We start from the raw sequence: 23,941 nt of genomic DNA, 5'->3' as shown, positions 1-23,941 counted from the left end.
AACGGGTTGCAACCAAATCAACCAGGCTGACGCCCACGCCATCTGCCGCTGTAAACGGCCGGGCGGCGGGCGATCCATGCATCCAGCCCTTCGCGCAGATCATCCGACGGGGCAACGCGGGCAAATTGTTCTGCCTCGACCAGCAGGCCCTCGGCAATGCTGTGGTTAAGGCCACGCGTCACGGCGGCCAGAATGGCGGAGATGGCCAGCGGCGAATGGCGCATGATGGTTTCAGCAAATTCCCGTGCCACCGGCAACAGTTGGTCATGGTCAACGACGCGGTTGACCAGTCCCAGTTCCAGCGCGTGCAGCGGGGTGAAGCTGTCGCCGGTTAACAGCAGTTCCATTGCGCGTTTGCGGCCTGCCAGACGCGACAGCCTTTGTGTGCCGCCAAAGGTCGGTGGCATGCCGAGTTTGATTTCCGGCTTGGCAAACAGAGCCCGGTCACTGGCAATGGCAAAGGGTGCGGCCTCGGTAATTTCGCAGCCGCCGCCAAAGGCAAGACCGTTGACTGCAACGATGATCGGCTTGCGGTACGCTTCCAGCCGCGCGGTCAGGCGCTGGCCACGCGCTACAAAATCCCGCATGGCGGTTTCCACGCCCTGCGCCACGCTCTTGCTGAATTCATGGATGTCACCGCCGGAGGAAAAGGCGCGGTCGCCTGCCCCGGTCAGGATGATGGCTCTGACATCATCATCCGTTTCCATTCGGTCAAGCGCTGCCAGCAGCGCATCAATCAGCTGATAGTTCAGGGCATTGAGCTTTTCCGGGCGGTTCAGCGTCAGGGTGGCAATATGGTCGCTGATTTCACACAGTAGCAGGTTTGACATGTCGTCCTCCTTGGGCAATGGCTGGAGGAAATCATGCCGCCTGTGAACTGCTATGTATATTCACTGCACGGTATACATGGATGGCCTTCACATGGGCTGTTGGACCCTTGAATCCTCACTCCCGGTGTTGGACTGGTTTACGGCGCCGTGGCGGATCAGCTGTGCGGCGGCGACACCGGCACTTTCCAGATAGGTCGCGTCGCGGTGCAGCAGCGCCACGGAAAAGGCACCGTCGAGCAGCAGGACGATGTGACGTGCCAGTTCTTGCGCCTGGGCTGGCGAGTGAATGGTTTCCAGCTCGATACGCAGCCAGTTCTCGACCTTCTTTTTGTGGGCGCGGCTTGCGACAATGGCGGGATGGCCGGGCAGATTGATCAGCTCTACCGAGGTGCGCAGAAAACCGCAGCCCTTCCATTTGGGGTGTCTGGCGGTGCTGGCCAGCTGCGTGAAAATGCCCTGTACCCGCGCGGCGACATCGCCCTGCCCGGCATCGAACCACTGTTTGAACAGGTCGAGGTTCGGCTGATCCTGCGCCTGCAGATGCGCAGCAATCAGGTCATCCTTGCTGCGAAAATGGTAATAGAGCGTGCGCTTGGTGACCTTTGCTTTTTCCGCCACCGCGTCCACGCTGACGGCGCGGATACCTTCGGCGCGAAACAGCTTTCCAGCCGCAGCAAGCAATCGTTCACGGGTCGGTTTCATTGGGACATTCCCCTGCAACACACAAGATGTGAGCCGGGATTGAAGCCGCCAGATGATGGGCGGTCAAGCAAGACCTTTGGCCGATTTTTCGGTTAGCATCAGATATGGCGGCGGCGTTTCTGATCCATTTCGGAATTATCGAAGGTCCAGTTCAACACCGAGACCGTGATGGCAATGGCGATGCCCGGCCAGATCATCAACATTGGATGGTCGAAGATGAAGACGCGATATTCAAACAGCATGGAGCCCCAGTCGGGTTTTGATGGGTCTGCGCCAAGGCCGATAAAGGCCAGCGCCGCATAGGCAACGATGGCAAGGCCGGCCTGATTGCCGACATAGGTCAACATCAGCGGTAATGTGTTGGGCAGCAGGTGGCAGGTTATCATTCTGGCCGGTGAGACGCCAAGGCTTTGTGCCGCCAGGATGAAGGGCTGGCCCAGCACCCGTTTGCTGAGCGAATGGGCCAGCAGCGAATGCGGGCCAATGCCTGCCAGCCCCAATGCCATGCCGGCACTAAGCGGTGACAGGCCAAACAATGCGGCGGCAGTCAGCGCCACGATGAGCGTTGGCACCATGATGAAAAATTCGCAGGCACGCAGCAGAATGCTTTCACGCCAGCCGCCCAGAATGGCGGCGGTGGTGCCAAGAATGCTGCCGACAACAAAACCGATGGAGGCGACGGCAAAGATGACGCAGCCGGTTCTCCAGCCACCGGCCAGAATGCGCGAAAACAGATCCCGCCCCAGATGATCGGTGCCGAGAATATGCTGGCTGCTTGCGCTGGCATGGCGGGCCAGAATATTGACGGCATCCGGATCATGCGGTTGCCAGAGGCCACCGGTGACGAAAAACAAAGCGATCAGCGCCAGCAACAGATAACGGATCATAGGCGGGCTCGCGGATCGAGATATTCCATGGCAAGGCGTGCGGTCGCATTCATCAGCAGCATCCACAGCGCAATGACCACGACATAGGCCTGCAGCACCATCTGGTCACGTGCGGCAATGCTTTGCACCAAGAACTGGCTGATGCCCGGCAGGCCAAACAGGATTTCCATGGTTGCTGTGGAGCCAATGACCCAACCGGCCTCGGAGCGAGCCGCTGACAGCAGCGCGTAAAGCGCACTGTGGTGGCCGTGGCGCCACAGCGCCTGACGGGGTGACAGACCCTTGGCCAAAGCGGTGACGTAAAATGGCAGGGTTGCGGTTTGCCTGAGATCATGGCGGTAGACCCGCGCCAGTACGGCAACCGAATGCAGCGCAATCAACAAAATGGGCAGGACGATCGAGGCCGTGTCGTTGGCGAAGGGTCTGATCCACTTCAATTGCACGCCCAGCACCCATAACAGCACCAGTCCGGCCCAGAAGGCCGGAACGGCCTGCACGAACACCGACAGGCTGCGGCTGAACCTGTCGACAATGCCGCCGGGTTTGACCGCGGCAAAAAAGCCAAGCGGCACGGCAAGTAGCATGGCGAGAAAAAGCCCCGACAGGCCCATGAACAGCGAGACCGGCAGACGCGCGGCAAACTCGGAAAATACCGCCTCACCCGTGCGGAAGGACCGGCCCCAGTCGCCCACAACAAACCCTTGCAGCCAGTTCAGGTAGCGCAGCGGAATTGGCTGATCCAGCCCCCATTCTGCGCGCAAGGCAGCGAATGTTGCCTCTGTTGCCGGCAGGTTCCAGACATGCACGGCAATGGCCACGGGGTCAGACGGCATTGTGGAAATAATGGCGAAGGCGGCGAAGGAAATCGCCGCCAGCCCGATGGCTGATCTGATGCAGGGCCAGATCAGGTTCATGTCTATTTCGCTTCGCCAATATCGGCGCGCAGCACGTGGTAGTCCGAACCCCAGGGCTGATAGTTTTCCAGCCGCTTGGACACACCGACATACCAGACCGGTGAGACAAGGAATGACGCCGGAACGTCCTCAAACAGCTTGTCCTGCGCATCCAGTGCAATGCTGACGCGGGCATCCGGTTCGCTTTCCGACGCGAAGCGGTCGAGAATGGCGTCAAATTCCGGCGAGGCATATTTGGCGTAGTTGAGCGACGCGCCGGTGCGCAGCATCGAGTTGAGGAAGAAGGCCGGGTCACCGCTTGGTGCGGTATGTTGTGCCCACAGCGCAATATCGAAATCCCCTGCCGAAGCAACCTGCTGGATGCTTTCGACGACCTGCGTATCAAGCTCCACGCCGACCCGTGCCAGCTGCGCCTTGACGACTGGCAGCATGGTCACGAGGTCAGGACGCTGCGGATAGGTAATGGCCAGCAGGCGCAGTGGCTTGCCGTCCTTTTCGCGGCTGCCGTTGGAACCCTTGGTCCAGCCCGCCTCCTCCAGCAGCGCCGCGGCCTTGTCCAGATCGGTCACGCGGGCATTTTTACCGGCAAAGGGAAAATAGGCGGCGTAAGCGCCGGTTGCAGGTTCACCGCCATTGATGGCGGCTGCCAGTTCGGTGCGGTCAAAGGCCAGATCAAGCGCCTGGCGCACTTTGACATCTGCCAGCAGCGGACGGGTTGTGTTGAGGAATGCCAGATATTGATACCCGACCGGGAAAGACTTGATGGTAAGGTCCGGGTTGGTTTTCAGCCGGCTGACGACTTCTGACGGCAGGCCGAAGGCCAGATCAAGTTCACCGGATTCCAGCGCCAGCGTCATGCTTTGCGCGTCACCAAACTTGCGGAACTCAACCGGCGAACGGCTGTCTGCACCGGCAAAATGGGCGTTGGGTGCAAGGGTGATCGAGGCATCTGTCTTGAAGGCGGCAATGCTGTAAGGGCCGGTATACAGCGCTTCACCATTGGCCGCCGGTGTGTAGGCCACCAGTGGCCATTCGGCAAACAGCGCCTGAATGTAAGGCACCGGCTTTTCCGTCGTGACCTTGAGTGTCAGGTCATCCACCGCTGCAAAACTCAACTTGCCACCGGTGGCAAGCGCCGCCTTGTTGTTGGCGAAGGTATTGTCAAATCCGGCGGCCAGCGCCTTGGCGGTGACGGGCGAACCGTCTGAAAAGGCGCGGCCGGGCTGCAATGTGATTGTCCAGGACAGATCGTCATTGCGCTCTGCCTTGTCAGCCAGTTCCGGCACCAGCTTGCCATCACGGTCAACGGTAAACAGGTTTTCGCCTACGCCGTGGCTAGTCAGTGCCCAGCCATTGGAACCCTTGGCCGGATCGGTGCCCGAGGTGATGTAGGTTGCGCCAACGCGCAGCGGCTCTGCGGCAAAACAGGCAGCCGCCGTGGACATGACGGCGGTGGCAAACCAGGTCGCACCAAGGCGCGACAGGAATTTGGATGACATTTTATCTCCTCGGATCAGTTTTGGGGAATACGCAGCCGCTGCTTGCGGCCTGTTGGGTGGTAGGCATGGGTCTCGACCACATGGTTGCCGAGTTCAGGGCTGCCGAGCAGATGCCCTGAAATGATGTCATCGACCGCCTGTTCGGTCACGCCGCCGTAATAGGTGCCATCGGGAAACACCTGCAGCACCGGTGCCAGATTGCACGGCCCAAGGCAGGTGGATTTGGCCGTCATGGTGCCAGCACCGGTGACGCGCAGTTTCAAACGTTCCTGCTGGTTGCGAAGGTGGTTCCAGATCGTGTCGGCGCCTGCGCTGTTGCAGGCACCGCCGGAACAGACGAGAACGCGGTATTTCTGCGCGGGCACCAGCGACCCTTCCTGTACGACCGCCTTGCCGGGCGTGGTTTCCAGCGCCTGCGCCTGCGCCTGTTCCAGAAGCTCGCTCATCAGCGGCAGCATTTGGCTGGCAGAGGCAATATCACCCGTGATGGAAATTTCGGGCCATGGCTGGGTGGCTGACGCGCGCCAGCGCTTCAGCGACTTGACCAGCCAGTTGCGGAAACTCGGCTCGACCGGCAAAACCAGCGGCAGGATGGTGATGTAGTCAAGCTTCTGTTCCAGCAGGGAAAACAGCCCCTCGCGCAGCGAGGGCGTGCCCTGCTCCGTAAAGGCAAACTGCACGATGTCTCCGGGATGTGACAGAGCAATATGTTCAGCCATTTTTTCGGCAAGGCGCTGCATTTCCAGATGTGGAGATGCGGCAAAGGCAGACTTTGCAATGAGAAGAATGGCGCGCCGTGACGGGCGCATGGGTGGGGTTATCAGGTGTTTTACGTCTTCATTCACTGCCAAAATCTCAAATACAGGAGGCAGCAAAAATGAAGGCATGTCTGGCAGGAAAGCCGCGCACACACTCATTCCTGTGGCACACCCCGACCACGGAATCGTATCTCGTCAGGCAGGTCTCCTGGCTTGCGGGTCAATGCCGTTGTCCGTCTTCCCGGCATTTCTGCCAGTGACATGTTGGACAAACGGCTAACCGCTTACAGTTGCGGGACAGCTTCGGTTTCGCACCGAATTCCCTCTTAGCTTCCACCCAGAAGTGGAAGAACCATGACGCAGACAAGCTACACGTTCAAATGTCACTGTCAATGTTACCAAGCCGCGCTTTGGTACGGGCAGTGGATGGACCAACAGATAACCAAGTTACGTTATTACATAACATGATTGATTATTATGACAAGGGCGTTGGGTGGTGAATGCACAGCCAGCCCCTGCCCCTCGCAACCGTGTGACAAGGGCAAGGTCGGGTGACAGGCGTTAGCCCTTCTGCTGTTGCGGCTGGATCAGCGGCACATGCGGTGCGGCCGTCAGTGGCAGGTGGCCGGTCAGGCGCGGATCGGCCTGCGTTTCCACCTGAAAAGCATAGGGCCGGAAACCGGAGCGCAGGTAAAAGCCGAGTGCCGAGGGATGGTCCAGCGTGCAGGTGTGCAAATGCAGGCGTTGGATATCCCTCTGCCAGGCACGTTTCAGCGTCGCATTCATCAGCGCGCGGCCAAGACCCTTGCCGGTTACTTCCTCGGTCAGGCCCAGAAACACCAGTTCACATTCATTCGGCTGACGAAAATCAAGTTCCATCAGGCCGATATCCTGCTGACCATCACGCAGCACATAGACCTCGACGTCCTCATGGCCGATGATCGAGGCCAGTTTTTCATCGCTGATGATGAGGCGCGAGAACCACAGCCATTCTGCACCAATCTTTCGATAGAGCGTGCGATACGCCTCCAGATTTGGCTTTTCCACACGGTCCAGGCGGATGTCACCAGCAAAGGACGGTTCCGCCGCATCAGGGTTTTCGGTCATTTCCAGACAGGTGACGACACTGGCAATATGTCCCGGCTGGACATGCGAATAGCCTGATGGCGTGAAGGTCTTTGTGGTGCTCATGATCATGCTCGATATATGCTGGAAGGCAGGAATTTGGGTGGGTCGGGCTTGCGTTTAGCAGACCACCACGCGGGTAAAATGCAGCACCTCATCCCCGATATTTTCATAGGAGTAAGGCTGAGCGCTGTCGAAAATGGTGAAGTCCCCGGCTTTGACCACCACCGAACCATCCTGTTTGTTGATGCGCAGGCGACCGGCCGACACTGATATCATTTCATACCAGCCGACGGGATCAGGCTCTGCCTGATAGGTATCACCAACATCGATCGACCAGGACCACAATTCGGCAAGGCTGCGGGCTGGCGCCGTGCCCAACAGCACGGCAAAACTTTTGCGCGTTGCGCCGCGCCAGGCAATTTCCTCAACCTTGGTGGTGCTGGCGGCCGGATTTGCCACCATGGCCGCAAAACCGACACCCAGCGCACGCGATAGCGAGGCCAGTTTGCTGAGGCTGATATTGGTATCGCCGCTTTCGAGATTGCTGATCATGCGGCGGCTGAGGCCGGAGGCCTGGGCCAGTGCTTCCTGGCTCATGCCCGCATCAGCACGGTAACGGCGGAGATTGGCGGCCACATGGGCGAGAACATCGGATGGGTCATCTTGACTGTGCATTATATTGCTCATATTGCGTATTATTATGCACACACTTTCGAAATACAAGCTGGTTTTTTCGCGCCAGGAGCTGGCGCTGATCGCCATTACCGTGATCTGGGGCGCGACATTCCTGATCATTCACACTGCCATGAGCCATACCGGGCCGCTGTTTTTTGTCGGCCTGCGGTTTCTGGGCGCTGCTGCCATTTGCCTGGTCATTTTCCGCAAGCGCATGCGGCACCTGACCCTGACTGAGCTGCGTGGCGGCGCGGTTATCGGCACGTCGATTTTCATCGTGTTTTCCCTGCAGACCTTTGGTTTGCAGACGGTCAACAGCAGCACATCGGCCTTTTTGACGGCGCTTTACGTGCCGCTGGTGCCGCTGCTGCAATGGCTGGTGTTGAAACGACCGCCGAAAACCACCACGCTTGTTGGCGTGGCGCTGGCCTTTGCCGGGCTTGTGATGATTGCCGGGCCGGATGCGCTGCATGTCGGGCTTGGGGCTGGCGAAATTGCCACCTTGCTGAGTGCCTTTGCCATTGCCGTTGAGATATTGCTGATGAGCCGGTTTGCGACGGTGGTGGATAGCGGCCGTATTTCCGTGGTGCAGTGTTTTGTGGCAAGCGCCCTTTCCTTCCTTGCCATGCCGCTGTTTGGCGAAGGAATTCCCGACTTTTCATGGGTATGGCTGACGGCGGCCCTCGGACTGGCGGTGGCCAGCGCGCTGATCCAGTTCACCATGAACTGGGCGCAGAAAACCGTGTCGGCCTCTCGCGCCGCCATCATCTATGCCGGGGAACCGGTGTGGGGCGGCATTATTGGCCGCATGGCTGGCGACCGGCTGCCGCCGCTGGCACTGCTGGGCGCATTGTTTATCGTCGCTGGTGTTATCGTCAGCGAATTGAAGGCCGCTGAAAAACAACAGGACGACACGCCGCTGCCTGACGATGATGGCGTCAGGCCGACGCCATAAGCCGTTTGCATGACATCTGGAGCGGGAAAAACCTCAGTTTTCCAGTGTATTGAGAAAGTCCAATAACAGGCCCGATACCTCTTCGGGCCTTTCCTGTTGCAGCCAGTGACCCGCACCACCAAGCACATGGCTGCCGCGCAGACCCGGCACCAGAGACGGCATGGCGGCGATGATCTGATCCATGCCGGGAATGCTGAGGCCGGTATCCCGTTCGCCGATCATAAACAGGGCCGGCATGCTGACCATCTGGCCGATGTTTGCCTGTTGCAGTTCCCAATTGCGGTCTAGATTGCGGTAATAATTGAGGCCACCGGTAAAGCCGCTTTTTTCAAAGGCGTGAACCAGCTGGTCGAACTCTTCCTGCGGCAGCCAGGACGGCAGAGTTTTCGGGTCTGGCAGGCCGGGCAGCAGCCCTGACTTGCGGTCCACCATACCGAATGGATTGGGTGTCGCATCCCCTGCCTTGCGCGGCCCCGCCTCACCGCTGGCGGCAAACAGAAGTTTGCGCAGTGTCAGCGCCACGTCACGGTTAAACTCGACCTCCGCGCCTTGCGGCTCCTGAAAATACAGGGTGTAAAACAGCGCCTGTTCATTTTGCGGAAAAATCTGCGATGGCGGCACGGGCGGCTGGCCCATGAGGGGAACGCTGAGTGCCGCCACGGCGCGAAAACGGTCCGGCCGCATCAGCACGGCCTGCCAGGCGATGGTTGCACCCCAATCATGGCCGACAAGGACAGCCTGCTGTTCTCCCAGCGCATCCAGCAGTGCCACCAGATCACCCACCGCATGCACCACGCTATATTGGTCGTCACGCGCTGGCGCATCGGTTTTGCCATAACCGCGCAGATCCGGTGCCACGACGCGGTAACCGGCCTTCGCCAGTGCCGTAACCTGATGCCGCCAGGCACGTTTTGTCTCGGGAAAACCATGGCACAAAATAACCAGCGGGCCTTCGCCGGCTTCAAGCACGCTGATGCTGATGGTGCGGGTATTTACGGTTTTTTCGATCATCGGCTGCTCCTTGGCGGCTGGCCGCAAAAGCGGCTGGGCATGGGGTGCGGAAACGGTGGTAAGCAGCGCCATCGCCTTCAGCAGAAAGTGGCGACGGTACATGCACATATCCTTTCATCGCGTAACAATAAATGTTACACGTTAGGTCGGATGTCAATATACCGTAACTTTTATTGTTTCAGAAAAGGCCATTCATGAGAACCGACGGTCGGCTTGCCAGAATGTTGCACGTGCTGGTTCACATGGGGTTGCTGGGTGGCCGGGAAACCTCCGAGCGGATTGGCCAGATGCTGAACACAAACCCGGTGGTGGTGCGCCGCACGCTGGGTGCGCTGCGCGAACATGGCATTGTGGAGTCTGAAGGTGGCCGTGGTGGCGGCTGGAAACTGACCCGACCGCTCGACGAGATTACCGTGCTGGACGTGCAACGTGCGCTGACCGCCGGCAATATTCTGACCGCACCAACCTCTGAAGACCACCCGTCCTGCCCGGTGGAACGCGCATCCAACAGGGTGATCGAGGCGGCGCATGCGGCAGCCGAGGCACGGCTGGTGGAGGCCTATGCCGCAACGACCCTTGCGCAGATTGGCAGCGCGGCGCTGGATGTGACGTGATGGGTGTGGATCAGAACGGGTTTATCCAGACGGTTGTCACACCACCCTTTCAGGAGGCATTTCGCCCGCTGCTCGACCATATTTGCCAGCAACTTTCGCCCACAAACCTTCCTTGCGTTCACAGCGTCTATGTCTATGGCAGTGTTGCCACGGGCCAAGCCGTTGCCGGGCGCTCTGATCTTGATCTCTCCATCATCCTGCACGCCGCACCCACCTCCGAGGAGGCGGCAGACCTTGAACAGATACGCCGTGAGGCAGAGACCGCCTATCCGGTGGCGAGCAAGATCGACTTCGACATCGGCCTGCTAAGTGAGGTTTTGCCGTCAGAGGCCGGCATAGCCTGGAAATATTGGCTGCGACACCACTGCCGCTGTCTCCTAGGGGAAGATCTGACGCTTGGTATCGGGTTGTTTCGCCCGTCGCGGCACTTGGCGCTGGCGGTGAATGGAGACTTCGAGAGAGTTCTCGGCCACTACCGTACATCACTGAGCGGAGACATTTCACACAGTACGGCTGCCCGACTGATGCGTGAGGCATCACGCAAACTGATCCGCTCCACCAATGTCTTGCGGCATCATGAGGATATCGACTGGCCGGATACGCTGGATGCCCATGCCAACCGCTTGCGCGACCGTTTTCCGTTCAGGCGTGACGATATCGATTATTTTCTGACGCAGGCTTTGACACCGCAGGATGAACCTGCAGCCTTTACCGTGCGGCTGCAGTCATTTGTCGACTGGATGGCCGCGCAGAACAGGAACTTGGGCTAAAACGCTGAAGCGATGTTTCACAGGTCGTTTCCGCCCTCACCCAGAACATCGTCATTTCGGGCTTGTCCCGAGAGTCTAAAAACGTTGCATATTTGGCACCGGCTTGGATCCTCGCCACAAAGGCGAGGATGACGTCGTGTGGGCGGATCGAGATGCGGCAGAACATGACCCCTCACCTGAAAAATCTGTCACGTAGCAAGCTAAGATGATGATTTTTCTTCCTCTCCCACAAGGGTAGAGGTAGGGCACGATCCCAACCCATGAACGCTATCCTATGTCGTTCAGTGCAACATACTCCCCCTCATCTCTGTGCTTGTCACAGAGATCCAGGCCAGCCCAAGTCTTTGGGATGAAAAGAAGCCTTTCGCCGCGCAGACGCGCGGCACTGGATGCCCACAGCAAGCACAAGGCATGAGGTGCCTACATAAACATACAAGCCTCACGCCAGTTCGCTGGCTGGGATGATATGCACGCCCGGTTTTTGAGAAATGGCGGCGGTCAGAAGTGCGCGGGCGATGTTATCGGCCGGGCTGACGCGCCACTGGCGCGGCAGAAGCGGGCCAATGAGCCGCATGGCATGCAGGAACACCCGTTCGCCAAGCCGAAATTCAGCGCGTTTACCGCCGATAATGCCGGGGCGCACGATGGTGAGCGATGTAAAGCGCTGCGCTTCCAGTTCCTTTTCCAGCTGACCCTTGACGCGGTTGTAAAAGAACCGCGATTTGGCATCCGCACCAATGGCCGAGGTCAGCACATAGGTGGAGGTGCCGTAAGCCTTGGCGAGACGCGCCACATCCAGCGGGTAATCATGATCCACCCTGCGGAAGGCCAGCTGCGAACCGGCCGCCTTGATGGTGGTGCCGAGCGTGCAAATAACCGCATCCGCCCGCCACCAGTCGGCCTCGGTTGGCAGCTGGTTGAAGTCGACCTGCGGTGACAGGAGTTTTTCATGTGGCGGCAGAGGACGGCGGGTCGGTGCAATGACCTTGGTCACGGCGGGGTCCTCCAGCGCCAGTTGCAGCACATGGCTGCCGACCAGCCCGGTGGCACCAACAATGAGCACCGTTAGGCCATCGCCTGATGTTTCTGCCATGCCGTTTTCTCCTCGCCAATCTTAGGCCCGTTTGTCTTGGGTCCGCTTGTTTTACAGGCAGACCACCAAACGCGTGGAGTGGAAGGTAGGTTGCAGCGCGCAATCCGGCAAGTGCGGGCAACCTGCCGTAAGCGGATGTTACCTTGCGGCATGCCCCTTAACGAGCGAGCAGATCCCGGATTGCCTGTTCGATGAAGGCGGTGTCGGCATCGTTTAAACCTTCGCCGGCCACATGGCCCCAAGCTGAATTGAGAATGCGCAGTTCGGCCCTGGCAATCCTATCCGCCTCATAAGCGGCATCATCCGGCGGGAAATAAAGGTCGCTGGAGCACGGCATGATGATGGTGTCTGCCGTGATCGCAGCCAGCGCCTTATCGAGATCGCCGCCATATCGGACATTGGCGCTGATATCGGCGTGCTGGCCAGTCCAGATATGGGCAAGCAGGTTGTTGGCATCCCGCTTCAGAAACCAGCCTTCCCAGAAATCGACCAGAAAGTCTTCCAGCGACGCGTAACCCAGCGCCGTCTCATCCAGCCTTTGCCGGAAAAAGCCTTGCGAAAAACCCCATGCCGCATAGATGCGGGCGGCAACCCGCAGGCCGCGATGCGGCGGATTGACATAAAAGCCACCATGAAAATCTGCATCCAGCTCGATGGCCGCACGCACACTGTCAAAAAACAGATGGAAGTGGCGCGAGGTGCGCGCTGCGCTCTGGAAGGTGAACAGCCGTTCGACCATACAAGGAAAGGCCGCCGCCCACTCAAAAGCCTGCGCACCACCCAGCGACCAGCCAATGGCCATGTGCAGTTTGGTGATGCCGAAATGTTCCGACACCAGCCGGTGCTGCTGCTGCACATTGTCATGGATGGTAACGTGAGGAAACCTGGCATCACCTGTTGGTGACGGTGTGTTGCTGGGCGAACTGGAAACGCCATTGCCGAACATGTCAGGCACGATGATGAAATATTTCGCAGGGTCCAGCGCCCTGCCCGGCCCAACCAGCCAGGCGGTGTCATCATGGCTTGCGGCAAAGGATGTGGGGTAGATGATGGCGTTGTCCTTGGCCGCATTCAACGTGCCGAAGGTTTTATAGGCCAGTTTTGCCTGCCGGATGGTGCGGCGCGACTGCAGGGTGATGTCACCCAGTTCAAAGATGTCATGGGACATGTCAGTGCTCACAGATGGGTTTTGCGTCGAGGAACGAGGGTGGAAAAACAAGGGTGGCCAGCAGCGCCAGCGCGGGCAAGATGGCTGCCAGCGCCATATTGGTAACAAGGTCGGCCCTATCAACCACCTGCCCGCCCATAAAGGCGCCGGTGGCAATGCCAATGTTGAACACCGAGACAAACAGCGCCGAGGCAATTTCAATGGCTGATGGTGCCGCCTTCATCATCCATGTTTGCAGGGTGACGGACACGCCGCCATAGGCCACGCCCCAGAGCAGCAGCAAGGTGGCGCCGCTGGCCGGCGTTGCGCCGAGCCAGACGAAACCTGACATGGCGACAATCAGTCCGGCCGAGATGGCCAGAAGCGTGAGCCTGATGTGGCTGATAGCGGCCATGCCGGCCAGAAAGTTTCCGGCAATGCCAGCGGCCCCATATAAAAACAGCAGCGCGCCGATCCATTCCAGCTTCACACCCGAGACGATCCGCAAGACGGGGCTGACAAAGGTGTAGGCCATGAAATGCCCTGTCACCAGAAGCAGCGTGATGGTGAGGCCAAACACCACAACCGGGCGCGACAGCTGGGTTTTGAACTGGCCAAGGCTGACGGACTGGCGAATGGGCAGTGCGGGCAAGGCCCAGAGGTTAAGCGCCAGCACAATGGCGCTGAACACGGCCATGGCGGCAAAGGCAGCGCGCCAGCCGGCGAAATCACCAATCACGGCGCCCATGGGCACGCCCAGCACCGAGGCAGCGGCCACCCCGCCAAAGATGATGGCGGTTGCAGTGCCAACCGCATGGCCTGCCACCAGCCGCAGTGCCAGACCACCTGATATGGCCCAGATGCCGCCCATGCAGAAACCGACAATGACCCGTGCCGCCAACAGCCAGCCCATGGAGGGCGCAAGGGCCGAGGCAACATTGGCGGCGACCAGCAGTGCCAGCAACCCGGCCAGAATATGTCGCCGGTCCACACTGCCAGCCACCAGCAGAACAAAGGGCGCAAACAGCGCCGCCAGCAGCGCGGGCAACGAAATCATCAGGCCGGCTGTACCGACAGAAGTTTCCAGCGCCGTTGATATCGAGGTCATTAGCCCCACGGGCAACATTTCCGTGGTGACGACGGAGAATGTGGCCAGCCCCACCGTTAACACGGCGGGCCAGCCGCCGCCTTTTGCCTGATCTGAAATATGCGGTTGCATGAGCCTGCCTGTCCTTTGCGCTTTACGCGGCGAAGATGCCGCGCCGTTGAAGACACGCTGTTTACTGGTTCCGAAAAACCGATAAAGTGGCCACACAGGGCAAGACATGGGACGAAACGGATACAATGCTTGATCATTTTGGCGATGTGCTGGCGTTTGTGCGGGTGGCCGACAGCGGCAGCTTTACCCGCGCGGCCGAACGGCTGGGCGTGACACGTTCTGCGGTTGGCAAAAGCATAACGCGGCTGGAGGAAAACCTTGCCACACGGCTGATACAGCGCACGACGCGCAGCGCCAGCCTGACCGATGAGGGCAAGCTGTTTTACGAGCATGCGCTGCGGATTTTATGCGAGGTGGACGATGCTGAGGCAACGCTGGCCGAGCGTAACCAGACCCCGAAGGGACGTTTGCGCATCGATCTGCCGACCGCCTTTGGCCGGCTGCACGTGCTGCCAGTACTGCAGCGTTTTTTGCAGGATTGGCCTGAGCTGGAGGCCGATGTCTCATTTTCCGATGATTATTGCGACCTTGTGTCAGACGGTATCGATGTGGCCATTCGCATTGGCGGACCAAGCGATAGCGGCCTGATCCGCAAGGTTTTGGCCCCTCACCGGCTGGTAACGTGTGCCACGCCGGAGTATCTGGAACGACGTGGTTTGCCGCGCACGCTGGATGACTTGGCCCAGCACGACAAGATCGTGTTCACCTATGCCAACGGGCTGGTGCCATGGCGCTACCAGATGGGTGGCGTGGCCCGCGATATCAGCGTTCAAGGCGCGCTGCGCCTGAGCAATACCGAAGCGATACGCGATGCTGTTCTGGCCGGGCTTGGCGTGGCGCAGCTGGGTGAATTTCTTGTCGGTGACGACATCAGGCAAGGTCGGCTGATAGCGCTGCTGCCGGATTATGTGCGCGAGGAAACGCCAATCTGCGCCGTGTACCCGACGCGGCGCCACGTATCGCCCAAGGTGCGGCGCTTTGTGGAGATGTTGCGCGCCGATTGGGCCAATGGCGCGCCTTGGATCTGAACCGTTCCGAAGTTACCAGCGGATTGGGGTTTCCAGCGTTTCCCAGAAAATCCAGCGGAACACTTCGCGGCGCGGATGGTACCCGCGTTCGCGGCCGGGCTGCGCCTCGGAAAACGGGTCCAGCACATGCAGCACACCGGATGCGCTGGCAACGGCGACACGACCGCTGACCGGATCGAAATCAAATCCGCGCAAGGCAGAGCCGAGGAACTGGGTGAACACCGGCTTGCCACCGCTAAGTGGTGCGGCATGCGACCAGCCTGCGCCGCCAATCCACGCCACCGGCTCACCCAGACCATAGACTTCGCCGGGCAGCTGCGTCATGCCATAGGCGCGCAGATAATCGTCCGTTGTCTGCGGTTCGTCCTCTTCCTCGTCATTGTCACCCTTCAGTGACGCCAGATCGCGGCAGACGGTAACGCCGCTGGAGCCGTATCGGGAGTTTGACAGCAGGCTTTTGGAGTCATCGGTGAAACGCAGATTATAGGGGTAATCGCTCTCAGCCTCGATGCGGCCATGCGGTTCAATGGTGGTCTCGGTGATGCGCTCGACATAATGACCGCCATAAGCATCCTGCCAGCCATAGGCAACGTAATGCCCATCTGGCGAGATTGCGACGTGGCTGACATCAATGCCCAGCGGGCCGCCGAACTTGGCCTTGATGTCCTTGTAGCTGCCTATGTAAACCGGGCAATCATCGGAGCCGACATTGCGCACGCCATCTTCGGCCTCATCCGCCGTAGCTTCAGCGTCGTCTGCGCCGGCATCATCATCTTCGTCTTCGTCGTCTTCGTCGACATGGCCGGGGCGTGGCGCCAGCAGTGTCCAGTCGCTGCCGCGCAACAGCCAGATGCCGAACTCATCACTGGCCAGAACAACGCTTTTGCCATCATCTGAAATTTCAAGGCAACGCACCGTTGTGGCATCGACCTCGATATCTTCAGGCCATGGGGTGATTTCTTGTGTGGCGGGGTCAAAGCCCTCGGAAATGGCAAGGCCCTGCCCGGTGGCCAGAACAATCCAGCGGCGGTTGCGCGAAATTGCCGCCATGGTGGCGCCATCCACTTCGGTGATCTCGCCGCCATCAATATGCAGCACCTGATCATCCAGACGCACCAGAAAGGCGTCCGGCCCCAGGATGACGACAGCATGCAGGCCAACATCGCCCATATGCGAGGTGAAAGGTGTGTGGGCAGGGTCAAAACGTTCCCGCGCCCGCTGCCAGTGGCCGGCAGCATTCAGCGCGACAACCTCATCCAGCACCGCATCGGCAAATTCTTCATCGCGCTCGTCTTCTACCAGATCTTCGTCGGGACTTTCATCGAGATCGATGATGGCCTCCAGCGCGGCGCAGACATTCAGCGCCTTGGCGCGGCCAATGCGGTTCCAGCTGTCAAAGTCATGGGCGGACGGGCCTTCCGATGCCTCTGGCTCGGTTTTATTGAGCAGTCGGGAAAAGATATTGCGTAACATCTGCGGGCATCACTCTCTGACAACAGTCGACAATCAAAGGCCGGTTCCCGGAAATTAATGATTTCCCAGCCAGCTGCGCTTTACCGAACTTCACATCAAGATGTGACGCACGGACAGGCACAACCATACATCGCAAAAATTCGTTCCAGTGGCGATCTTTATTTTTTGGCTAAAACTTGCTTACCGCGCCCTGATCAGGCTCAACAGATCACGCGCTGCAGGACTGGTCCTGGTGCGCGCCTTCAGGGGCAACAAATGTCTTGGCAATGTCAGCCAGAGTGACGCCGGCAAAACGGTCCATCAGGCGTTTTTCCGCATCGGAAAATACATCTTCCAGCGTGGCGTTGACGGCCTTTTCAATAGGGCAGCCGGGCATGTCATAGGCCGGGCCGACGGCAAAAATCGAGGGTTCGCCCACAGCGCGGTAAATATCCAGCAGCGTCAGTTCTTCCAGCGGCCGCGCCAATGTCCAGCCGCCGCCATGGCCACGCTCCGAGTGCACATACCCCTGCTCACGCAGGCCTGCCATGGTGCGGCGAATGACAACCGGATTGGCATCCAGCATGGTGGCAATCATGTCCGATGTCATGACGCCCTTGTGCCTGCCCATGTGGATCAACACATGCAACATGCGCGACAACCGGCTGTCCTGTCTCATCTGGCTTGCCTCATCTTCTGCCCTGTGAATCTTGCCATACCACAGGATGGACCGTTTCGTTACGGCAAATGTGTCGTGAGGGGCTGGAACTGACCACCCTTTTTGAGCGACAGGTTTCGAGACTGTCACTCGCAGGTGAAACAAAGCCGGCTGTCACCAATCGGTGATGCCGGATCAAGCTCTAACCTTGGTAGATGAACGTCGCTCTTAAAGCTGCAACTTCTGCCCAGCAACGGTGCCCAGAAATCCTCCGATGGCTGCCAGAATGGCGGCAACCAGAAACGTCGCGCCCATGTTTTGAGCGATCCAAACGATTGCGCCAGCGAACAAACCGCCAACCAGACCAGGTAAAAACTGTCTCATCGTCACCTCCAATTTGCACCATGCCAGGGTAGACAATTCTGCATTGAACGCAAATCACCCCTTGATCGCCTGGAGAAATGACCCGGCCCAAGGCAGGGTTTGGAGGCTTGACGAAATGCCAAGCGCAAGGGCAATGCCCGCCTTGCGGCTGACTGCCATCGACATGCCAATGACCGAGAGATTGTTAGGATCGGGGGCTGAACATGCCCAGCGCAAAGGCACCAAAAGCCAAACCTATTTCCGGCAAATGCTGCATCCGCCCCCCCTCCTCTTGTGAACTCGCATGGCGAGGACGTGCTGTAGCAACAGGATAAAGGCCTTTTCGTCAGTCGCAATGGGTCATGTAATGGACAGCGAGCGCGCCGCGAATACAATCAAACATCTGCGGTGCGTTGCTTGCACACAAAGGGGCATGGGATTTGGCTTGGTAACTATCTTGAGTTTCGAAATAGGTTATAATACCCCGTTTCTATCTGCATTTCCTAAACACGAACGATCGCTTGGCAAGGGCGATCAAGTACGTGGAACTAGCAGTATTTTATTACGGCTCATGTTCGTCGCTGCATCCGGAACGTCAATCGCTGGCGAAAACATAGTTACAAAAGATATACTGACGTCTTTTGGCGATTAGTAAATTAAGTAAGATGACGAGTACATTTACACTCAGACCACCAATCGTGCTCGACCGAAACGGGTATTTTCAGTGAACAACATGGGGAAACTTGGGGAAAATGTGCGAAACAGTTGTGAACAAACAGAGAATGAAGTAATAAGAGCTATGTATGATGTTCGCGCGATTGCTAACTTCGTCTTAGATGTCGCAGAGAAAGACGGTAGAGACGTCTCAAATCTGCACATTAATAAAATTGTGTACTTTCTGCATGCTGATTTTCTAGTTGCGTTTTCACGTCCGTTAGTTTCGGCGAAAATTGAAGCATGGACTTATGGACCTGTATTTCGTGAACTGTACCGAGAGTTCAAGCAATGGGGCGATGCACCAATTGGCAGCAGAGCCAAATACCTTGACCCGGAAACCGGTCAAAAGAAGAATGCGCAGTGGCACTTCAGTAAAGAGGAAGAAGAATTCCTTTCAGAACTCGTAAGCAAGTACACTTCTATGACCCCGGGCGCCTTGGTCGCCCAATCCCACGTCGAGGGTGGTCCTTGGGATCAAACCTGGAATCATGAAACGAAAACGAACGCCTCGATGAAGATATCTGACGAGGCGATCAAGGGCTGGTATGAAAGGACGGTAAAGCACTAATGGCATCCAACTATGTGAAGCTACTTGCTAAGCTCGACAGACCTCCATCTGGCCCAAACTGGGTACGGTTCGTTCGAAGTGATGTGATAAGCACTACCAAGTCTATCATTTCATTTGTAAAAGGCTCTCCACCTTTCACCTACTCAGCTGGATATACTGCGATCAAGGACCGTATCCAGCTTGGCATAAACCTAGAGACGGCTATAGCTGTGGCGGCACGCTCAGGCGCGCCGGCCGGTCGAAAACAAAACGAGGATTTGGTCAGATCATTTTTTGAGCATGACTTAGAGCGTCGTTATGCTTCACATAATTTTATCGACTTCGAAAAAGAATGGTTTCGCGTGTCTAGAGATATTGCGGTTCCTGTATCTCCTCTATGTGTTATTCGAGAACAAGGACAGTTTGTGCCACTATTTGTATGTGGCTGGAGTCAGCTCGACCTCACTGATTTTCAAAGACGACTGCTTGTAACAATCTATGAAGATGCGTTCCTGTCTCTTACCGACTATCAGAACTCACCCGCAGAATTTCTATTTTTTCCCAAAGGGGATCGGAGCGGCGAAGTTAAGCGAACAGCGGAAGTTTGGAACCGAGGAGATTATAATCTCTTGGGAGAACATGAGTTAAATGAAGCCGTGGAGATTTTCTTGCAGTCGCGAGAGTTGGTTCGGCAAATCTTGCTGAAAGAAATGGCTGAGGAAGTTGAGCGCACGAGACGTGAGGGACCGTCTAATCATACGCCTCGCTCTAGAGACCTTTTTGACGAGTGAGTCAAATCAAGCACGATCGCTCGAATGTTTCTCAAGCGGCGCTTGCAATAGCGAGCGATATTTCGACACGTTCAGTGAAGAAATAAAACGCATTGGAACTTTGGACTCCGGCGGCAGTTCCTACCCTTTCACACCCCCACCTTGAACACCCCATGGCACAGCGCTAAGGATTGGTGATTACTCTGATCCAGGAAAAGCGCGATGTTCCCGTTCTCCGAGGCCGATGCGGTTCAGCATTCTGGCCCTATCCCCCAGAAATCCGAGGTGGTGATTGTCGGTGGCGGGGTGATTGGCGTGTCGACCGCGCTTTATCTGGCCGGCAACAACATTGAGGTGACCTTGCTGGAAAAGGGGCGCATTGCGGCGGAACAATCCTCCCGCAACTGGGGCTGGATCCGCAAGCAAGGCCGCGATGCAGACGAACTGCCAATTGTCATGGAAGCCTGCCGCCTGTGGCAAGAACTGGCGCAGGAGTGCGGCGAAGACATTGGCTTGCAGCAGACCGGCGTCACCTATCTGGCACGCACACCTAAGGACATGGCCGGTTTTGAAGACTTCATGAAGATTGCCGCCGCCCACGCACTCGACACGCGGCTGATTGACGGTGAAGCGGTGCGGCAGATTATACCTGGCATGGCGCGCAATTTTGCCGGTGCGATGGTGACACCATCCGACATGCGAGCCGAGCCATGGCTGGCCGTTCCGGCGCTGGCGCGGCTGGCGGTGCGCCGGGGTGTTCGCATCATCGAAAACTGTGCGGTTCGCGCAGTTGATACGGCTGCGGGCGGCGTCAAAGCCGTATGGACCGAGCACGGCAAGATAGAGACATCCAACGTTCTGGTGGCCGGTGGCGCATGGTCATCGCTGTTTTTGCGCAAACACGGCGTGTCCATTCCGCAGCTGAGCGTGCGGGCAACGGTGGCGGCCACCGAACCGATGCCGGAACTGCATGCCGGTGCAGTGGCAGAGGATGACATTGCCTTTCGTCGGCGGCAGGATGGTGGTTACACGCTGGCAGCCGGCGGCAGCAGCCTGCTGTATGTTGGGCCGGACGCGTTTCGCCATGCCAGCAAATATATGCCGGCACTCAAGGCACACCCGTTTGGCACACGATATGCGCCGATGGCCCCATCAGGATATCCCGATGCCTGGACCACGCCGCGCGACTGGGCGGCCGATGCGGTAAGCCCGTTTGAGCGGATGCGGGTGCTGAACCCTGCCCCCGGCAAGCGTGAACTACAGGCGATAGAGCGTGGTTTCAACACGCTGTTTCCGCAGGCCAAACCCGTCAGACTGAAAACCACATGGGCGGGCATGATTGATGCGATGCCGGATGTGGTGCCGGTGGTTGACCGGGTTGCGACAATCAACGGCTTGTTTGTGGCAACGGGCATGAGCGGCCATGGTTTTGGCATTGGCCCGGGCATTGGGCGGGTAATGGCAGACCTTATTCAGGGCAATGAAACCGGCCATAACCTGCACCGCTTCCGCCTGTCGCGGTTTGCACCGGGAAATACCATCCGCCCCGGCCCGGCACTGTAAGATTACAGACCTGAGCAGCAACTGTCAGCGCAGTGAACACGATGCGTGAGTTCCCTGCCCCGTCAGCTTGTCCGGCCGCGGGCATATGGGATTGTTTTTACGAAAATTTTATGCGGGACGAAGGAACTTTAATTGCCAGTGTCCGTTCATCAACCCGATGGGCAGCGTTCACTCTCAAAGGATAGCGATAATAACCGTCCTGGAACTGCACAGATAGGTTAACCACGTGACTGCGAGAGTGCCTTGCGACAGACCAACTATGATGACCAGACCGATCTGCATGAGAGAATTGAGGCGCTTGAAGCCTATGACATCATGGACACTCCACCAGAACCGGAGTTTGATGGCATTGTGCAGATTGCCCGCGTCATTTGCCGCACCCCCGTTGCGCTGATCAGTCTGGTGGAAGAAAACAGGCAGTGGTTCAAAGCCCGTGTCGGGTTTGAACCCTGCGAGACGCCAATGGCAGGATCTGTCTGCCAATATGCCCTGTTCAGCCGCGAATTGCTTGAAATACCCGACCTGACGGCCGATCCGCGCACCAAGGACAACCCGCTGGTTACGGACGAACCATTCATCCGGTTTTACGCGGGCGCCCCGCTGATTACCCCAGACGGAATTATCATTGGCAGCCTGTGTGTGATCGATACGGTCATACGGCCTGAAGGACTAGACGAGGAACAGGCCGACGGCCTGCAGGCGCTTGCCTCGCAGGTCATTGCGCTTTTTGAGGCGCGTCGATTATCCCAGCGCAAGGATGACCTGTTTCGCCGCCAAAAAGGCATTACGGCCAGTTTGCGCAGTGCGGCGAAAGAAACGCTTGCCGCGCAGGAGGCTGGTGGTGTTGGCACCTTCGAGATTGACCTGACGCGCAACGAACTGCGCGCATCCCCAGAGTTTTACCGTATCTTTCATCTGCCTCCGGCAAGGTCATATCCAACGTCCGTGTTTGAGAAGATGGTTTTTCCTGACGATCAGGGCACGCAATCGACACAGGCCAACCGCGCCGATGGCTCGGCAGCACTTGATGTGGAATATCGCATCAATACGCCGGTTGGTTTGCGGTGGATTTCCCGGACTGCAACATTCATTCGCGGCGAAAACGGCCTGCCGGTGAAAATGATCGGTGCGGTCAAGGATGTCACAGTGACGCGCCGTGCGGCAGCGCGCATACAGGCGCTGCTGGACCTGGGTGACAGGCTGACACAACTGAGCGACATCGAGTCCATGGCATCCGCCGCCGCAGACCTGATGGCCAAAGCCCTAGATGCGACGCGCGCCGGTTTTGGCATAGTAGACCCTGTCAATGAGACCGTGTTGATGCAGCCGCAATGGACCGCACCGGGCATTACGCCCGTGACCGGCCTGCACCATTTCCGGGCCTATGGCAGCTTTATCAACGATCTGAAAATCGGCAATCCTGTGGTCATTCCTGATGTGACGCAGGATCCACGCACCGCTGCAAACGCACAAGCGCTGCTTGATCTGGGCATTCGGGTGCTGGTCAATGTGCCGGTTATCGACCAGGGCAATTTCAGCCTTGTCGTCTTCGTGCACCATGATCGGCCCTACCAGTGGTCGAATGAAGAAATTGCCTTTGTGCGCAGCTTTGGCGACCGCATACAGGCGGCGATTGCGCGTGTGCGGGCAGAGTCTGAGCAACAGTTGTTGCACCGGGAAATGGGCCACCGGCTGAAAAACACACTGTCCATGGTTCTGGCCATTGCCACGCAGACCCTGCGACCGGTCAAGGAACGGCAATATGTGGAAGCCTTTGAGCGCCGCGTTCACGCGCTGAGTACCGCCCATGATGTTTTGTTTGAGCGCAACTGGAGCAGCGCCGCCATCGTACAGGTGATGGAACGGACGTTCGACCGGCTGTCCGTGCGTGACCGTGTGGTGCTGCAGGGCGAAGACCTGACCTTTGGTCCCAAGGGCACGCTATCGCTTTCCCTGCTGCTGCATGAGCTGACGACGAATGCCATCAAATATGGCGCGTTGTCGAACACGACAGGTAAGGTTGTGCTGCGCTGGTACCTGACGGGTGAAGGCGAGAACACGACGTTCCACCTTGACTGGCAGGAGATTGGCGGTCCGCCGGTGCACGACGTTGACAAGGCCGGATTTGGATCAAAGCTGATTAAAATGGGCCTTGGTGGAACAGGCAAGGTAGACGTTCGTTATGAGTCATCTGGACTCGTTCTCCGAATGGAAGCGACGCTACACCAACTCCAACAGGCCGAACACTAATGGGTACATTTAATCCGCCCAAGAAAAATGTCGTCCTTGTTGTTGAGGATGAACCGCTATTGCTGATGGCAGCTGTCGACCTTGTTGAAGAAGCAGGTTTTGAAGCGGTCGAGGCGCGCAATGCCGATGAGGCCATCGAGATACTCAACGCGCGCAAAGACATCCGCATTGTGTTCACGGACATTGATATGCCTGGCAGCATGGATGGCATGAAGCTGGCGGCCATGGTGCGCGATCGCTGGCCACCGGTGGAAATCATCATCGTTTCCGGCCATCGCAAGGTTTCCGATGACGATCTACCTGAACGCAGCGTGTTCTTTTCAAAACCCTACGACGTTGACCGCGTGACAGCGCAGTTGCAAGCAATGGCGGCGTAACAAACACCGCCACC

24 protein-coding genes and 1 riboswitch are annotated in these 23,941 nt (G+C 58.0%); of the genes, 9 read left to right on the top strand and 15 right to left on the bottom strand.

The features are described from left to right. Positions 1-17 precede the first annotated feature (17 nt). The 8 genes from IB237_RS24615 to IB237_RS24580 all read right to left on the bottom strand — a co-directional run bounded on the left by IB237_RS24615 (position 18) and on the right by IB237_RS24580 (position 7,393). Positions 18-830: a crotonase/enoyl-CoA hydratase family protein gene (locus IB237_RS24615; protein WP_192491376.1), complete on the bottom strand. Its 813-nt coding sequence runs from the start codon at positions 828-830 to the stop codon at positions 18-20. A gap of 87 nt (positions 831-917) precedes the next feature. After that, on the bottom strand, positions 918-1,532 hold the full coding sequence (locus tag IB237_RS24610) for a TetR/AcrR family transcriptional regulator (RefSeq protein WP_192491375.1): 615 nt from the start codon (positions 1,530-1,532) through the stop codon (positions 918-920). 98 nt (positions 1,533-1,630) lie between these two features. Beyond that, a complete protein-coding gene (locus IB237_RS24605; RefSeq protein WP_192491374.1) occupies positions 1,631-2,419 on the bottom strand; it encodes an ABC transporter permease in 789 nt (262 codons plus the stop codon). After that, positions 2,416-3,333, bottom strand: coding sequence for an ABC transporter permease (locus tag IB237_RS24600; RefSeq protein ID WP_210324086.1), 918 nt, complete (start codon positions 3,331-3,333; stop codon positions 2,416-2,418). Before IB237_RS24600 ends, IB237_RS24605 begins: the two co-directional genes overlap by 4 nt. A gap of 2 nt (positions 3,334-3,335) precedes the next feature. Continuing rightward, complete coding sequence (locus tag IB237_RS24595; RefSeq protein WP_192491373.1) at positions 3,336-4,832, bottom strand: ABC transporter substrate-binding protein; 1,497 nt, start codon at positions 4,830-4,832, stop codon at positions 3,336-3,338. A gap of 14 nt (positions 4,833-4,846) precedes the next feature. After that, positions 4,847-5,677, bottom strand: coding sequence for an NAD(P)H-dependent oxidoreductase subunit E (locus tag IB237_RS24590; protein WP_371815400.1), 831 nt, complete (start codon positions 5,675-5,677; stop codon positions 4,847-4,849). 93 nt (positions 5,678-5,770) lie between these two features. Beyond that, a riboswitch (cobalamin riboswitch) is annotated at positions 5,771-5,962 on the bottom strand. A 189-nt stretch (positions 5,963-6,151) separates the two neighbouring features. Further along, on the bottom strand, positions 6,152-6,781 hold the full coding sequence (locus IB237_RS24585) for a GNAT family N-acetyltransferase (protein ID WP_371815399.1): 630 nt from the start codon (positions 6,779-6,781) through the stop codon (positions 6,152-6,154). Between the two features lie 54 nt (positions 6,782-6,835). After that, positions 6,836-7,393 (bottom strand): helix-turn-helix domain-containing protein, encoded by a 558-nt coding sequence (locus IB237_RS24580; RefSeq protein WP_246788275.1) that lies wholly within the window; start codon positions 7,391-7,393, stop codon positions 6,836-6,838. Positions 7,394-7,418: 25 nt separating this feature from the next. On the opposite strand from IB237_RS24580, the gene IB237_RS24575 reads away from it, so the two are divergent. Beyond that, positions 7,419-8,348 (top strand): DMT family transporter, encoded by a 930-nt coding sequence (locus tag IB237_RS24575; RefSeq protein WP_192491370.1) that lies wholly within the window; start codon positions 7,419-7,421, stop codon positions 8,346-8,348. Between the two features lie 33 nt (positions 8,349-8,381). Here IB237_RS24575 and IB237_RS24570 read toward each other — a convergent pair whose 3' ends face one another. After that, on the bottom strand, positions 8,382-9,359 hold the full coding sequence (locus IB237_RS24570; protein ID WP_192491420.1) for an alpha/beta fold hydrolase: 978 nt from the start codon (positions 9,357-9,359) through the stop codon (positions 8,382-8,384). A 194-nt stretch (positions 9,360-9,553) separates the two neighbouring features. On the opposite strand from IB237_RS24570, the gene IB237_RS24565 reads away from it, so the two are divergent. After that, on the top strand, positions 9,554-9,973 hold the full coding sequence (locus IB237_RS24565) for an Rrf2 family transcriptional regulator (RefSeq protein ID WP_192491369.1): 420 nt from the start codon (positions 9,554-9,556) through the stop codon (positions 9,971-9,973). Continuing rightward, the gene (locus IB237_RS24560) at positions 9,973-10,743 is read left to right on the top strand and encodes a nucleotidyltransferase domain-containing protein (protein ID WP_192491368.1); all 771 of its coding nucleotides are present in this window, start codon (positions 9,973-9,975) and stop codon (positions 10,741-10,743) included. Before IB237_RS24565 ends, IB237_RS24560 begins: the two co-directional genes overlap by 1 nt. A gap of 439 nt (positions 10,744-11,182) precedes the next feature. Here IB237_RS24560 and IB237_RS24555 read toward each other — a convergent pair whose 3' ends face one another. From IB237_RS24555 to IB237_RS24545, 3 genes are all read right to left on the bottom strand, one after another. Beyond that, positions 11,183-11,836, bottom strand: a complete 654-nt coding sequence (locus IB237_RS24555) for an oxidoreductase (protein WP_192491367.1) — start codon at positions 11,834-11,836, stop codon at positions 11,183-11,185. Between the two features lie 157 nt (positions 11,837-11,993). Continuing rightward, positions 11,994-13,004 carry an alpha/beta fold hydrolase gene (locus IB237_RS24550; RefSeq protein ID WP_192491366.1) on the bottom strand — a complete coding sequence of 337 codons (1,011 nt, stop codon included), beginning with the start codon at positions 13,002-13,004 and terminating at the stop codon, positions 11,994-11,996. 1 nt (position 13,005) lies between these two features. Continuing rightward, on the bottom strand, positions 13,006-14,202 hold the full coding sequence (locus tag IB237_RS24545; RefSeq protein WP_192491365.1) for an MFS transporter: 1,197 nt from the start codon (positions 14,200-14,202) through the stop codon (positions 13,006-13,008). A gap of 125 nt (positions 14,203-14,327) precedes the next feature. On the opposite strand from IB237_RS24545, the gene IB237_RS24540 reads away from it, so the two are divergent. Beyond that, positions 14,328-15,230 (top strand): LysR family transcriptional regulator, encoded by a 903-nt coding sequence (locus IB237_RS24540; RefSeq protein WP_192491364.1) that lies wholly within the window; start codon positions 14,328-14,330, stop codon positions 15,228-15,230. Between the two features lie 12 nt (positions 15,231-15,242). Here the strand turns inward: IB237_RS24540 and IB237_RS24535 are convergent, their stop codons facing one another. The 3 genes from IB237_RS24535 to IB237_RS24525 form a co-directional block, all read right to left on the bottom strand. Continuing rightward, positions 15,243-16,703 carry a hypothetical protein gene (locus IB237_RS24535; RefSeq protein WP_192491363.1) on the bottom strand — a complete coding sequence of 487 codons (1,461 nt, stop codon included), beginning with the start codon at positions 16,701-16,703 and terminating at the stop codon, positions 15,243-15,245. Between the two features lie 208 nt (positions 16,704-16,911). Further along, the gene (locus IB237_RS24530; protein ID WP_192491362.1) at positions 16,912-17,361 is read right to left on the bottom strand and encodes an Rrf2 family transcriptional regulator; all 450 of its coding nucleotides are present in this window, start codon (positions 17,359-17,361) and stop codon (positions 16,912-16,914) included. Positions 17,362-17,568: 207 nt separating this feature from the next. Further along, positions 17,569-17,724: a hypothetical protein gene (locus IB237_RS24525; RefSeq protein WP_192491361.1), complete on the bottom strand. Its 156-nt coding sequence runs from the start codon at positions 17,722-17,724 to the stop codon at positions 17,569-17,571. Between the two features lie 712 nt (positions 17,725-18,436). Between IB237_RS24525 and IB237_RS24520 the strand changes: the two genes are divergently transcribed. The 5 genes from IB237_RS24520 (at position 18,437) to IB237_RS24500 (ending at position 23,927) form a co-directional block, all read left to right on the top strand. After that, positions 18,437-18,988 carry a Panacea domain-containing protein gene (locus IB237_RS24520; RefSeq protein ID WP_246788288.1) on the top strand — a complete coding sequence of 184 codons (552 nt, stop codon included), beginning with the start codon at positions 18,437-18,439 and terminating at the stop codon, positions 18,986-18,988. After that, positions 18,988-19,758: a hypothetical protein gene (locus IB237_RS24515; protein WP_192491360.1), complete on the top strand. Its 771-nt coding sequence runs from the start codon at positions 18,988-18,990 to the stop codon at positions 19,756-19,758. Before IB237_RS24520 ends, IB237_RS24515 begins: the two co-directional genes overlap by 1 nt. Positions 19,759-19,959: 201 nt before the next feature. Further along, the gene (locus tag IB237_RS24510; RefSeq protein WP_192491359.1) at positions 19,960-21,300 is read left to right on the top strand and encodes an FAD-binding oxidoreductase; all 1,341 of its coding nucleotides are present in this window, start codon (positions 19,960-19,962) and stop codon (positions 21,298-21,300) included. A gap of 243 nt (positions 21,301-21,543) precedes the next feature. Beyond that, positions 21,544-23,550, top strand: a complete 2,007-nt coding sequence (locus IB237_RS24505; protein ID WP_192491358.1) for a GAF domain-containing protein — start codon at positions 21,544-21,546, stop codon at positions 23,548-23,550. Next, a complete protein-coding gene (locus tag IB237_RS24500; RefSeq protein WP_192491357.1) occupies positions 23,550-23,927 on the top strand; it encodes a response regulator in 378 nt (125 codons plus the stop codon). Before IB237_RS24505 ends, IB237_RS24500 begins: the two co-directional genes overlap by 1 nt. The last annotated feature ends 14 nt before the right edge of the window (positions 23,928-23,941 follow it).

It is taken from the genome of Agrobacterium sp. AGB01, assembly GCF_014851585.1.
Classification (GTDB): Bacteria; Pseudomonadota; Alphaproteobacteria; order Rhizobiales; family Rhizobiaceae; genus Agrobacterium.
Note: the sequence above shows the minus strand (reverse complement) of the source record. Positions and strands in the feature narration are given on the sequence as shown.